Here is a 13,335-nt window from a genome sequence, read left to right as displayed (position 1 = left end):
GGTGTCCGGCGAGCGCCCGGACCCCATCCCCGGCCGCGGGGAAATCCTGATACGCGTACGGGTGTGCGGGGTGTGCCGCACGGACTTGCACCTGGCCGAGGGCGAGCTGGCCCCCAGGCGGGCCGGCGTCGTTCCCGGGCACGAAGTAATCGGCGAGGTGATCGGCGCCGGCCAGGGCGCGGACCGGTTCCGCCCCGGCGAGCGGGTGGGGGTGGCCTGGCTCGGCGGCACCTGCCGGTCCTGCCGGTTCTGCCTGCGCGGGCAGGAAAACCTGTGCCTGTCCCCCACCTTCACGGGCTGGGACCGCGACGGCGGCTACGCCGAACTCATCACCGTCGCCGAGGACTTCGCCTACCGGGTGCCCGAAATCTTCCCGGATGAGGAGGCGGCTCCGCTGCTGTGCGCTGGCATCATCGGCTACCGCGCCCTGAGCCGGGCCGAACTGCCGATCGGCGGCCGGCTGGGCATTTACGGCTTCGGCGCCTCGGCCCACCTCGCCGCACAGATCGCGCTCTACCAGGGGGCCCAGGTCTACGTCATGACGCGGTCCCCGGAGGCCCGGCGCTTAGCCTTGGATCTGGGCGCCACGTTTGCCGGCGGTGCCGAGGAGGAACCGCCGGACCCCCTCGACGCCGCCATCCTCTTCGCCCCCGCAGGCGGTCTGGTTCCGCCGGCCCTGCGCGCCCTCGACCGTGGCGGGACGCTCGCCGTCGCCGGCATCCACCTCAGCGACATCCCGCCCCTGCACTACGCCGCCGAGCTGTTCCAGGAGCGCCAACTGCGCAGTGTCACCGCCAACACCAGGGCCGACGGCGAGGAGTTCTTCCGCCTCGCCGCTGAGATTCCGCTGCGCCCGACCACGGTGGCCTACCCCTTCGACGCCGCGGACCAGGCACTGCGGGACCTCGCCGGGGACCGGGTGACCGGTGCCGCCGTCATCCGCGTGGCCCGCTAGTCGGCGCGGAGGAATTCATGCTGTTCGCCGGCCCGCAGCAGCACCTTTCGGGGGCCAACCCGGACCAGTACGGGGGCGGCGTCCCCGGGGGCGGCGGAGACGAGGAGCCGGTCCGTTTCCAGATGCACCGCCAGCAGTTGGTCGCGGTAGCGGACCTGGAAGTCGACCCGGCGTAGTTCGGCCGGGAGCCGGGGCGTGAAGTCGAGGGCGTCCCGGGTGATCCGCAGCCCGGCGAAACTGCGCTGGACGACGTCGATCGAGCCGGCCATCGCGCCCAGGTGGATGCCCGAGCTCGTGGTCCCGCCCTGGGTGTCGTCCAGGTCAGCGTCCAGGGCTTCGCGAAACGTGGCCCAGGCCTGCTCCGGATCCCGCGGCACGAGGACCGAGGCGTGCGCCACCCGGCTGAGCGTGGAGCCGTGCGCGGTCCGGGCCAGATAGAAGTCCACGGTCGCGGCCATCTGGGTTGCGGTGACGGTGTAGCCCATCCGGCCGAGGAATCCCACGAGCTGGTCCTCGCCCAGGACGTAGAGCAGCATCAGGACGTCGGCCTGTTTGGCCAGCCGGTAGTGGTTGGTGCTGTCCCCTTCGGCTTCCAGGATGAGGTCCAGCCGTTCGATGTTGCGGTAGCTGCGGCGGTAGTGGGTCCAGTCCAGTTCCCGGAGCGCGCCGTAGCCGGCGAACTGGCTGATGATGCCGTCCCCGTGGAAGGGCACAAACATGCGCCGGCTCAGCCGCGCCCAGCCGGCGATTTCCGCGGCCGTAATGCCGAGCCTGGCCCGGAGGTCCTCCATGTCGAACCCCTGGACGGAGTGCATGATCCATTCGGCCTGGTCGAACACCCACGCGGCCATGATGTTGGTGTAGGCGTTGTCGTCCAGGCCCCCGCCCGGGTTGCCCGGGGTGCCGGTGTGGTACTCGTCCGGCCCCATGACACCCCTGAGGTGGAACCGGTCGTCGATGGCGTCGTAGTCCGCCATCGAGGCGAACAGGCGGGCGACGTCGACAATGAGTTCCGCGCCGTGCTGGGTCAGCCAGCCGCGGTCCTGGGTGGCCTCGAAGTACTGCCAGGCGTTGTAGGCCACGGCCAGGCCCACGTGGCGCTGGAGATGGGAGTAGTCCGGCATCCAGTGCCCGGACAACTTGTTGAATAGCAGCTTGGGGGTCTGCTCGGTGCCGTCGCTGCCGCTCTGCCAGGGGAACAGCGCGCCCCGCAGCCCGGCCGCCCTCGCCGCGTCCCGGGCCGTGCCAAGACGCCGCCAGCGGTAGTCGATCAGTTCCCGGGCGAGCGAGGGCAGCCGGGAGTTCAGCACCGGCAGGACGAACAGCTCGTCCCAGAAGACATGTCCGCGGTAGCCCTCTCCGTGCAGTCCGCGGGCCGGCACGCCCGCGTCCAGCTCGGCGGTGTGCGTCGTCAGTGTCTGCAGCAGGTGGAAAACGTGCAGGTTCAGGATCAGCTGCGCCTGCGAGGGGGCGTCGGATTCGATGATGAACGGTGCCAGCAGCAGGGCCCAGGCCTTCTCGTGCTCCGCCAGCAGCGCCTCGAAGCCGCCCGCGCGCGCCAGCACCGCCTCAGCCCCCGTCAGCGGCGAGGAAACCGCGTGGTCCCGGGAGCTGGCGACCCCCACCGTCTTGGTCACCGTCACCGCTGTCCCGTCCGCGGCCGGCACGTCGAAGCGGTGCGCGTACAGTCCGCCCAGCTGCTCGAAGGCGGAGTTGGCGGGCCCGGACACTTCGGTGCGCAGCGCCAGGGCGATGCCCACCCGGCTCTGGCTGGTCTGCACCTGGACGTTCAGCACGACGGCGCCCCGTCGGGCTGTTTTCTGCCCACCGGCGGACTCCGTCACCTGCACCGCCGTCAGGTGCCGGGTGGACAGCTGCGCGTCCTCCGGGACGTTGGAGTTGGTCACGTCCGTGTCGCAGCCGCTGCGGACGCTGATGCTGCCGCTCCAGCCGTCCGCGGTGAGCACCGTTTCCAGCGCAGCGAGGTGCGGCTCCGCCATCGAAACCAGGCGCCGCTGCACCAGCTTCAGCCGCCGGCCGGCGTCGTCCTCCAGCAGTGCCTCCCGGGTGAGTAGGGCGCGTTTGAGGTCCAGGGTGCGGCGCTCCCTGCGGAGCACCAGGCCACCCTCCGACCACCAGGCGCCGCCCTCGATCCGCAGGTCCAGGTGCAGCCAGTCCGGAATGTTCACCATGTGCTCGTCCACCGTTTTCTGGCCCTCCACGACGCTGGCCAGCCGGTTGTAGACCCCCGCCAGGTAGCTCCCGGGATAGTGGATCTCGCCGCCGCGGTGTTCCGGGGCCGCACCCCGGGTGGCCATGTAGCCGTTGCCCAGCGTGGTCAGGGCCTCCCGGTGCCCTTCGTGGGCCGGGTCGAAACCCTCGTAGACCAGCATCCAGGGGTGCGTGATGACCAGGCCGATGTCCAGTTCGCTGACGTCTTCGACCACGATGTCGGCCCCGGCGGTTTCCAGTTCGGCCCGCCGGCCGGTCCGGTCGATCCCGACGACGAGCCCGAAGCCGCCGCGGCGGCCCGCCTCCACCCCGGCGACGGCCGCTTCGATGACCATGGCCCGGCCGGGCGGGATGTCCAGCCGCCGCACCGCTTCCAGGGCCAGGGCCGGCGACGGCTTGCCGGGGATGGCCTGCCGCAGCGCCGCCTGCCCGTCCGCGACATGGTCGAAAAAGGCTTCCAGGCCGACGGTGGCGAGCAGCGCGCCCGCGTTGGGGGCCGACGTGGCCAGCAGCACCGGAATCCGGCCGGCCCGGAGCCGTTGCAGCAGGGCCAAGGTGCCGGGGAAGGCCCGGGGCGGCTGGCCGCGCAGCAGTTGCCCGAAGAGTTCGTCCTGGCGTTTCCCGAGTCCGAACGCCGTCCAGTCGCCCGGACCATCCGCCGGCGAACCCGGCGGAAGCGAGACGCCGCGCGAGGCCAGGAACGCCGAGGCACCCTCGGCGGGCGTCCTGCCTTCGATGTAAAGGGTGTAGTCGGCGTCCGCGATCGGGTCCCGGCGGGCGCGGGGCGGCAGCCGGGGGTCCCGGAAGACCTCATCGAGGAGCCGCTTCCAGGCGGCGGCACGGAGTTCCGCGGTATCAAGCACCACGCCGTCCAGTTCAAAGACCACCGCGTCGACGGGTGCCAGTGCAGCTGCAACTGTGGGCGACTCCGTCATGCGTTATTCGTACCAGTCATCCCCGTCCGGGAACAGTGGCGGTCGGCCCGGTTGCGGGCGGTCAGCCGAGGAGCGCGTCCAGGGTCGTGAAGCCGTAGCCGGCCTGCCGGATCCGGCTGATGAGTTGCGGCAGGGCGTCGGCGTCCAGGGTGCTGCCGTCGTCGGGGTTGGAACCGATGTGCATCAGGACGATCTCCCCCGGCTGCAGGCCGGCGAGCGCACGGTCGGCGACGATCTGTGCCGTGATCCCGCCGCTGGTGCCCTTCCAGCCGAGGGTGTCGACCGTCCAGCGCACCGGCAGGTAGCCCCGCGCGTTCACGGCGGCGATGGTCCGTGCGTCCCGCTCGCCGAACGGGAAGCGGAACAGCGGCCGGGAATCCGCGCCTGCGGCCGTGATCGCGGCCTGCGCGCCGGAGAGCTGCTGGGCGATCTGGGCGTCGGTGAGGGAGGTGAACCCCGGATGCGTCATCGAGTGGTTGCCCACCCGGTGGCCGGCTGCCACGATCGAGGCGACGCCAGCGGGGTTGGCGCTGGCCCAGTTGCCCGTCAGGAAAAACGTTGCCCGCACTCCGGCGGCGCCGAGGGTGCGCAGAATGCTGGGCAGGGCCGCCGAATTGGCCCCGGCATCGAAGGTCAGGGCAACCACGCGGCCGGCGCCGGGGATGACCTCGACGTCGGCGCCCCGGAGTGACGCGGGGAACGGGGCCGCGGGTGCCGGAGGCGGCGGGGGTGGCGCCTGGGTCACGGGCGCCGTCGTGGCCGGCGGAGGGACCGGAGCGGCGCTCGACGGCGGCAGGGGCGTCCGGCTTGGGGTCGCACCCGGCGAGGAGGTGCCGGGCGCGGTGCGCGACGGCGAAGGGGTAACGGAAGCCGACGCGGTGCCAGACGGGCCGGTAGCGGGGGCCGCCTGCGGAGCGGCGGCAGGGGGTTCCCGGGAGAGGACCAGCGCCGTGACGACCGCGGCGGCAAGCAGCAGCACCGCGGCCACCAGCGCAATCAGCCGACGGCGTCCGCCGGCGAAGAGCGACCACATGCCTCACCATGGCACCACCGGCCCCAGCGGGGTAGGGCTGAAAGGCCCGACGGATTCCCCACTCCTTTGCGCGAACGGGCACTTGGGGCCCTGGAGATCCCCGGATTAGGGGCCGCAAGTGTCCGTTCGGCCCGGGGCGTGGAAAGGGCCGCGCAGTAGGATTCAAGTAGTCGCAGACGCCAGGTCTTGCGCGAGGAACGAGGCGGGACAACCGTGAAAATTGCGCTCCGGTATCCGCTTGTCACGGGCACGGTCGCCGCCCTCCTGGCGGTGATATTGCTGCTTGCCTCCGGCCAGGAAGCTATCGCGCGGATCGCCGCCAGCATCTATGCGCTGGCTGTGGCGGCCTACCTCGCCGTCGGCATGGTCCGCCGCCTGATCGGCGGCCAGTGGGGCATCGACATCCTGGCCGTCACCGCCATTGTCAGCACCGTACTGGTGGGCGAATTCGTCGCCTCGATGATCATCGTGCTCATGATGGCCGGCGGTACCGCCCTTGAGGACTACGCCGCCGGCCGTGCCAAGAAGGAGCTGACGTCGCTGCTGGAGCGCGTCCCGCAGACGGCCCACCGGGAACGCAACGGCGGTGCCGCCGGAGCCCGTGCCGCCGAAACCGACGGCCAGCACGAGGACGTGGCGGCCACCGACGTCGAGGTCGGCGACATCCTGCTGGTGCGGCCCGGCGAAGTGGTGCCGCTGGACGGGGTGCTGCTCTCCGAGTCCGGAACGTTTGATGAATCCTCCCTGACCGGGGAGAGCCTGCCGGTGGAGCGTGCCGCCGGCGAGGGGCTGATGAGCGGGTCGTTGAACGGCGAGGCGGCCATCCGGATGCAGGTCACGGCGCTGATGGAGGACTCGCAGTACAGCCGGATCGTTGCGCTGGTGAAGGAGGCGGCCGAGAGCAAGGCCCCCATGGTCCGACTGGCCGACCGCTATGCCGTCCCTTTCACCGCCCTCGCGTACGTTCTCGGGGCGATCGGCTGGATCGTCAGCGGCAGCCCGGTCCGGTTCGCGGAGGTGCTGGTGGTGGCCACGCCGTGTCCACTGCTGATCGCCGCCCCCGTGGCGTTCCTGGGCGGCATGAGCCGTGCCGCGCGAGGCGGCATCATCGTCAAATACGCCGGGGTTCTGGAGCAGCTGAGCCGGATCAAAACGGTGGCCTTCGACAAGACCGGCACCCTGACCTACGGCCGGCCCTCCCTGGTGGGCATCCGGACCGCGGGGTCCTTCACCGAGGACCGGGTCCTCGGGCTCGCGGCATCCGCCGAGCAATATTCCTCCCACGTGCTCGCCGCCTCGGTGATGGACGCGGCACGGTCCCGCGGGTTGGTTTTCGAGACCGCCACGGAGGCCACCGAATTCGCCACGCACGGCGTCCGGGCGCGCTTCGACGGCCGGGACGTGGTCGTCGGCAAGCCCAATTTCGTGTCCGAATCGGCCGCCGGCGTCGTGGAAAGCGAGCTGGCCAGCGGCGAACTCGCCATCTACGTGGGCGTGGCCGGGGAGTTCGCCGGAGCCCTCGTGATGAGCGACCCCATCCGCCGGGAAACCCGCCGCACCGTGGCCGAGCTCCGGGAACTCGGCGCCACCCGCACGGTGATGCTGACCGGCGACGCCCTCGCCACCGCCGAGCACATCGCGGCAGAGGCCGGGCTGACCGACGTCCGGGCCGAGTGCCTGCCGCCGGACAAGGTGGAGGCGGTCCGCTCACTGCCCCGCCGTCCGGTGATGATGGTGGGCGACGGCGTCAACGACGCCCCCGTCCTGGCCGTCGCCGACGTCGGGATCGCGATGGGCGCGCGGGGCTCGACGGCGGCCGGCGAGTCCGCCGACGTCGTGATCATCTTGGACGACCTGTCCAAGGTGGCCTCGGCCGTGCGGATCGGTCAGCGCACTGTGAAGGTGGCGCTGCAGAGCATTTGGATCGGCATCGCGCTGAGCGTGGCGCTGATGCTGGCGGCAGCCGCGGGCTACGTTCCGGCCATCGCCGGCGCCCTCTCCCAGGAGGTGGTGGACCTCGCCACGATCCTGAACGCGCTCCGGGCGCTGGGCTCCGGGACGCGGACCCCGCGGCCGGGCAGGGCGGCCGGCCGGCCTAGCCCTCGGACGCCAGCTTCTCGGCTTCCGCGATCCGCGGGACGGTCCTGAGGTAGCTGTCCGGGTTCAGCGAGATCGAATCGATGCCCTCGCCAACCAGGAACGCCGCGAACTCCGGGTGGTTGCTGGGGCCCTGCCCGCAGATACCGATCTTGATCCCTGCCGCGTGCGCCTTCCGGATCGCCTCGCTGATCATCGCCATGACGGCCTCATCGCGCTCGTCGAACAGCGCCGCCAGCTGCGCCGAGTCCCGGTCCACGCCGAGGACCAGCTGGGTGAGGTCGTTCGAGCCGATCGAGAAGCCGTCGAAGCGGGTGGCGAATTTACTGGCCAGGACCACGTTGGAGGGGATCTCGCACATCATGTAGACCTGCAGGCCGTGCTCGCCGCGGACCAGGCCGTTCTCCGCCATCACCGCCAGCACCTTGTCCGCCTCCTGCGGTGTCCGGCAGAACGGGACCATGACGATGATGTTGCTGAAGCCGATCCGCTCCCGGACCCGTTTCAGCGCCAGGCATTCGAGCGCGAAGCCTTCCCGGTACCGCTCGTCGTAGTACCGCGAGGCGCCGCGGAAGCCGAGCATCGGGTTCTCCTCGGCCTCCTCGAAGGAGGCGCCGCCGATCAGGTGCGCGTACTCGTTGGTTTTGAAGTCGCTGAGCCGCACGATCACCGGGTTCGGATGGTAGGGCGCGGCGATCTTCGCGATGCCGAGCGCCAGGGCATCCACGAAGTAGTCGCATGGATCGGTGTAGCCGCGCGTCAGTTCCCGGATCTGCGCCGCTTCCTGCGGGTCCGTGACCCGTTCCGGGTGGACCAGCGCCATCGGATGGACCCGGATCAGGGCGCTGATGATGAACTCCATCCGGGCCAGCCCGACGCCGTCCGCGGGCAGCCGCCACCACTGGAAGGCGGCCGCGGGGCTGGCGATGTTGACCATGACTTTGGTGCGCGTCGCCGGCAGCTCCCCCAGGTCCACCTCCTCGGTTTCGAACGCGAGGCTGCCGGCATAGACGCGGCCCTGGTCGCCTTCGGCGCAGGACAGGGTCACGGCCTGGTCCTCGGCCAGGACACTAGTGGCGTTGCCGGTCCCGACGACGGCGGGCACCCCCAGTTCCCGGCTCACGATCGCCGCGTGGCTGGTGGGGCCGCCGTGGTCGGTGACAATCCCGGCGGCGCGCTTCATGATGGGCACCCAGTCCGGGTCGGTCATTTCGGTGACCAGGATGGCGCCGTCCCGGAACTTGTCGATATCAGCGGCGCTCCGGATCACGCACGCCGTGCCCTGCGCGATCGAGTCGCCGATGGCCGCCCCGGTCACCAGCACCGTCCCGGTTCCCAGCAGGTGGTGCAGGGTGAAGCGGGAACCGGTCTTTTGCGACTGCACCGTCTCCGGCCGGGCCTGGACCATGAAGAGCTCGCCGGTCACGCCGTCCCGGGCCCATTCCATGTCCATCGGCCGGCGGTAGTGCTCCTCGACGCTCACGGCCCAGCGGGCCAGGGTGAGGATCTCGGCGTCGGCCAGGACGAAGGACCGGCGTTCCGCTTCCGAGGTGTCGACGGTGCGGGTGCGGGCGTGGCCGCCGCGGCTGTAGACCATCTTCTGCGCCTTGGAGCCGAGGGTCTTTTCGATGATCGGGCTGATTCCCTCCGCCGGTCCCTCCGCCGGTCCGCCCGCGGCCTCGCTCAGGAGCGGTTTGAACACGAGGTACTTGTCCGGGTTGATCGTGCCCTGGACCACGGTCTCGCCGAGGCCCCAGGCGGCGCTGATCACGGCCGCCCGCGGGAACCCGGAGTCCGTGTCGATTGAGAACATCACCCCGGAGGCGCCGACGTCGGAGCGCACCATCCGCTGGACCCCGATCGAGAGCGCGACGTCGAGGTGGTCGAAGCCCTTGACCTCCCGGTAGCTGATGGCCCGGTCCGTGAACAGTGAGGCGTAGCAGCGCCTGCAGGCGTCCATCAGTTCCCGGTCGCCGGTGACGTTCAAAAAGGTTTCCTGCTGGCCGGCGAAGCTGGCATCGGGCAGGTCCTCGGCCGTGGCGCTGCTCCGGACCGCGACGGAAAGCCGCTCCAGGCCGGCGCGCTGCCCCAGGTCGCGGTAGTGCGAACGGATGGAGTCGGCGATGTCCGGCGGGAAATCGCTGGCCAGGAACAGTTCCCGGATGGCTTCCCCGGTCTCGCGCAGCGTCGCGTCCCCGGAGCGGTAGGCCAGGATCCGCGAGCGCATCGCCGGTTCGATCGCGTTCGCAGCGACGAAGGTCCGGTAGGCCGCGGCGGTGGTGGCGAAGCCGTCGGGAACCCGTACGCCCCGGGCCTTGAGGGACTGGATGAGTTCGCCCAGGGAAGCATTCTTGCCGCCGACCTGCGGGACGTCCCCCATGCCAATTTCTTCAAACCACTTCACGTGTTCGGGCATGCCGGCGCTCCTTTGGGCGTTTGTCCATCCATGGTCCGATCCTGCGGCCCGGGGCGGTGTGGGGTCAGAGGCTTTGGACCTCTTAGGCGGCGCGTTTGGCGGGCCGGCCGGACCTGCCGTGCCGGGCCAGCTTGTAGAGCCAGTCCGCGAGCAGGACCGCCGGGACGGCGGCGAGGGCCACGGCCAGCCCCCCGGGCGTGGGTGGGGCATGGCCCAGCAGGGCGGCGAGCGGGCCGAGGAACAGGAACACGGAAAGCAGCCCCAGCTCTGCCAGCACGGCCCAGAGCAGCAGCCGGTTGGTGAACCAGCCCAGCCGCCAGGGCGGGGAGGTGGCGCTGCGGCAGGCGAAGGCGTTGGCAAGCTGGGCCAGGACCACGGTGGTGAACGCTGCGCCCGAGGCCGCCATCAGCACATCTGACGGCGGCAGTTCGGCCCCGGGACTCCAGCCGGCGCCGAAGAGCACGGCCGTGTAGGCCGTCATCTCCATCAGCGCCTCCACCGGGCCCAGCAGCCCGAAGACCCGGAACATCAGGGCACGGTCCATCAGGTGCCGGCGCTCCGGTGCACGTTTCAGCGCCCCTTTGCTGGGCGCTTCGCTGCCGAGGGCCAGCGCCGGCAGCAGGTCCGTACCAATGTCCAGGGCGAGGATCTGCAGCACGCTCAGCGCCAGCGGGAACCGGCCGCCGGACATGGCCCAGAACACGAACGGCGTCAGCTCGGCGACGTTGTCCGTGAGGTGGTAGGTCAGGAAACGGCGGATATTCGCGTAGGTCGCGCGGCCCTGTTCCACGGCCGCGATGATCGTCGCGAAGTCGTCGTCGAGCAGCACCAGGTCCGCCGCCTCGCGGGCCACGTCCGTGCCGCTGAGGCCCATCGCGACGCCGATGTCCGCCTGCTGCAGCGCAGGCCCGTCGTTGACGCCGTCACCGGTCATGGCCAGCACGTGGCCGCGGTGTTGCAGCAGCCGGGCCACCCGGAGCTTTTGTTCCGGCGTCACCCGGCTGACCACGACGCCGTCGCGGTCCAGCAGCGCGGCCAGGACCTCATCGTCCTCCGGCAGGGTGTGGCCCTCCAGCACCAGCTCCGGGGAGCCGATCAGGCCGGTTTCCCGGGCAATGGCGGCGGCCGTGAAGGCGTGGTCGCCGGTGACCATGCCCACCTTGATGCCGGCGTCGCGGGCCGCCTGCAGCGAGAGGCGCACCTCGGCGCGGGGCGGATCGTGCAGGCCGATCAGCCCCAGCAGCGTCAGCCCGGTCTCCACTTCGTCCGCCGTCGTGCCGTCCCGCACCGGGCCCGGCAGGCTCCGCTGCGCGACCGCGAGCACCCTGAGCCCGTGCGAGGCCATCTGGTCCACCATCTGCAGGGCGCGGTCGGCGCCTTCCTCGCCGCCGTCCTCGCCGCCGCCGTCGCCGCGGCACAAGGGGATCACGGACTCCGGGGCGCCTTTGACGAAGAGCTTGGTGCCGACGATGGCGGATTCCCGAAGCCGGCGGGGATCGAAGGCGAAGCGGTGCGAGGGCGTCGGCTCCTCCGGCCGGCCGCCGGGGCCGGCCAGCCGGGTGGCGAGCGCATCGATGGCGGCTTCCATCGGGTCGCCCTCGGCGATCCACTGCCCGTCGTGCGGCACCGCCCGGCCCACCGAGGCGGCCCGGGCGGCGGCGCTGAGCCGCTGCCCCGCCCGGAAAGCCTCTGCCCCGGCGTCCGCGCCGCCCTCTCCGGTGACCTGGGCTTCCGGCCCGTAGCCCGAGCCGGTGATGCCGAGCAGCCCGGAGGGTGTCCAGACCTCGACGGCGTTCATCCGGTTCTGCGTGAGGGTTCCTGTCTTGTCGGTGCAGATGAACGTGGTGGAGCCAAGCGTCTCGACCGCCTGCAGGTTGCGCACCAGCGCGTTGCGCGCGGCCATCCGCTGGGCACCGATGGCGAGCGAGAGGGTAACGGTGGGGAGCAGGCCCTCAGGCACCAGCGCCACCGCCACGCCGATCGCGAAGAGGAACGCGTCCCGCCAGGAGATGCCCACCAGCAGCGAGAGGATGAAGAACAAGGCGCCGATGCCCAGGGCCACGCCGGCGACGATCCGGACAATCCGCTGCAGCTCCAGTGCCAGCGGGCTCGGCGGCGCCTCGACCTTGCCGGTCAGCGACGCGATCTCGGCGAGCCTCGTCTGTCCCCCGGTGCTGGCGACCACGCCTTCGGCCGTGCCGATGACCAGGAAGGTTCCACCGAACACGGTGTCGCCGGAGGCCTTGGTGACCGCTTCGCTTTCGCCGGTGAGCATCGATTCGTCCACCGTGCAGCCCGCAGCCAGCGCCAGGCGGAGATCCGCCGGCACCCGGTCTCCGGCAACCAGCACGACGGCGTCGCCGGGCACCAGCTCGGTGGTGTGCACCTTGACGATGCGGTTGTCCCGGCGCACCGAGACCATGGCGGGCAGCAACTCCCGCAGCTTGGCGGCCGCGTGCTGGGCGCGCTCCTGCTGGATGTAGGCGAATACCCCGTTCACCACGATCACCACGACGATGGCGATACCCAGTTGCGGCATTCCGGCGACGAAGGCGAGGACGGCCGCCACCCAGAGCATGACGGCAAAAAAGTGGGTCAGCTCTGCCAGCAGCCGCCGCCAGCCCGGCACGGCCCGGGCCTCGGGCAACCGGTTCGGCCCGGCGCGCTCCAGCCGCAGGGCAGCCTCCGCCGAGCTCAGTCCGGAGATCCCGGGTAGCGGCCCTGCCGCGGCAGGGTTCACCCTCCGCCGCCCGTCATGCGCAGCACCTAACGCCAGCACTGCCCAGGTGCATCATGCCTCCGAGGATGCTCCGGCGCGGCACCCCTTGTTAGGGCCAAAGGTCACCGGGGGCCGGCGCGCGGCTACGCTGCCCCGGAGCGGCTTCGGTTGCCGGGGCCGCCCTCAGTTGCCGGTGGCGGCAGGCGGCCGCTGCCGTCCCAGCGAGCGCAGGTACGCGCCGAAGCCCTGCGGTGCGCGTGCGTGGGTCCGGCCGGAGGTCAGGACCCGCATGCTGTCAGTTGCGAGGACGGTGAAGGCGAGGCTGCGCAGGCTCTGGACCAGGGTGCGGTCCTCGTGCGATTCCAGCGTGGAGAAGCCGCCCGCGGCGAGGTAGGCGGAGGCCCGGACGCCGAAGTTGGCGCCGTAGATGTGCGGGTGGTTTTCCTCGAAGGGGTGGCGGTCCAGCCAGCGGCGCAGCAGTTCCGGGTCCATCCCGACCGGGTCCGGTTCCACCGAGCCCAGCACCGCGTCGGCACCGGCCTCGGCGAATTCGAGCTGCCGCACCAGCCAGTTCACCGGGACCTGCGAATCGGCGTCGGTGTTGGCCAGCCAGGTCCGTCCCGGCCAGGGCAGCGGCGCGGAACGCTGGCCGGGGGCGCGCCGCTGCGGACTGAGCACGGCGGCGCGGACGCCTGCCGCCCGGCTCGCGCCGGCGCTGCGCAGCCGGACGTCGAGCGCGCTGAAGCGCGGGTCGGCGTCGACGTACCCCGCGGTGATTTCGGCGGAGCGGTCGGTGCAGCTGTCCAGGACCACCGTCACCCGGACGGCGACGCCGGGCCGCTGCCGCTGCAGCTCGTCGGCGGCGCGCTGCACCGCCCGCAGCGCCCGGTCCAGGTGCTGGTCCTCGTTGTGGGCCGGCATCACGACGGCGACGGCGTCGATGCCGGG

General features: G+C 71.4%; 7 protein-coding genes. 2 read left to right on the top strand and 5 right to left on the bottom strand.

The features are described from left to right. Position 1: 1 nt before the first annotated feature. Positions 2-955, top strand: coding sequence for a zinc-dependent alcohol dehydrogenase family protein (locus tag HNO80_RS09160; protein ID WP_502707833.1), 954 nt, complete (start codon positions 2-4; stop codon positions 953-955). On the opposite strand, the gene HNO80_RS09155 is transcribed toward HNO80_RS09160, so the two are convergent. Continuing rightward, on the bottom strand, positions 952-4,122 hold the full coding sequence (locus HNO80_RS09155) for an HAD family hydrolase (protein WP_175322537.1): 3,171 nt from the start codon (positions 4,120-4,122) through the stop codon (positions 952-954). The genes HNO80_RS09160 and HNO80_RS09155 overlap by 4 nt on opposite strands. 61 nt (positions 4,123-4,183) lie before the next feature. After that, a complete protein-coding gene (locus tag HNO80_RS09150; RefSeq protein ID WP_175322536.1) occupies positions 4,184-5,155 on the bottom strand; it encodes a polysaccharide deacetylase family protein in 972 nt (323 codons plus the stop codon). A gap of 213 nt (positions 5,156-5,368) precedes the next feature. Here HNO80_RS09150 and HNO80_RS09145 point away from each other — a divergent pair, with 213 nt between their 5' ends. Further along, a complete protein-coding gene (locus tag HNO80_RS09145) occupies positions 5,369-7,303 on the top strand; it encodes a heavy metal translocating P-type ATPase (protein WP_175322535.1) in 1,935 nt (644 codons plus the stop codon). Here HNO80_RS09145 and ppsA read toward each other — a convergent pair. The 3 genes from ppsA to HNO80_RS09130 all read right to left on the bottom strand — a co-directional run bounded on the left by ppsA (position 7,251) and on the right by HNO80_RS09130 (position 13,308). After that, a complete protein-coding gene (gene ppsA, locus HNO80_RS09140; protein ID WP_175322534.1) occupies positions 7,251-9,668 on the bottom strand; it encodes a phosphoenolpyruvate synthase in 2,418 nt (805 codons plus the stop codon). The genes HNO80_RS09145 and ppsA overlap by 53 nt on opposite strands. An 82-nt stretch (positions 9,669-9,750) precedes the next feature. Beyond that, positions 9,751-12,408 carry a cation-translocating P-type ATPase gene (locus tag HNO80_RS09135; protein ID WP_175322533.1) on the bottom strand — a complete coding sequence of 886 codons (2,658 nt, stop codon included), beginning with the start codon at positions 12,406-12,408 and terminating at the stop codon, positions 9,751-9,753. A gap of 162 nt (positions 12,409-12,570) precedes the next feature. Continuing rightward, positions 12,571-13,308 (bottom strand): glycosyltransferase family 2 protein, encoded by a 738-nt coding sequence (locus HNO80_RS09130; RefSeq protein ID WP_175322570.1) that lies wholly within the window; start codon positions 13,306-13,308, stop codon positions 12,571-12,573. Positions 13,309-13,335 lie beyond the last annotated feature (27 nt).

This window comes from Arthrobacter sp. C9C5 (assembly GCF_013359735.1).
GTDB lineage: Bacteria > Actinomycetota > Actinomycetes > Actinomycetales > Micrococcaceae > Arthrobacter.
The sequence above is the reverse complement of the archived record's forward strand: the minus strand, read 5'-3'. Positions and strand labels throughout refer to the sequence as shown.

What these genes read in the sequence shown, in the direction of transcription:
- HNO80_RS09155 (WP_175322537.1), bottom strand. Translation starts at nt 4,122, where the DNA reads ATGACGGAGTCGCCCACAGTTGCAGCTGCACTGGCACCCGTCGACGCG.
- HNO80_RS09150 (WP_175322536.1), bottom strand. Translation starts at nt 5,155, where the DNA reads ATGTGGTCGCTCTTCGCCGGCGGACGCCGTCGGCTGATTGCGCTGGTG.
- ppsA (WP_175322534.1), bottom strand. Translation starts at nt 9,668, where the DNA reads ATGCCCGAACACGTGAAGTGGTTTGAAGAAATTGGCATGGGGGACGTC.
- HNO80_RS09130 (WP_175322570.1), bottom strand. Translation starts at nt 13,308, where the DNA reads ATGCCGGCCCACAACGAGGACCAGCACCTGGACCGGGCGCTGCGGGCG.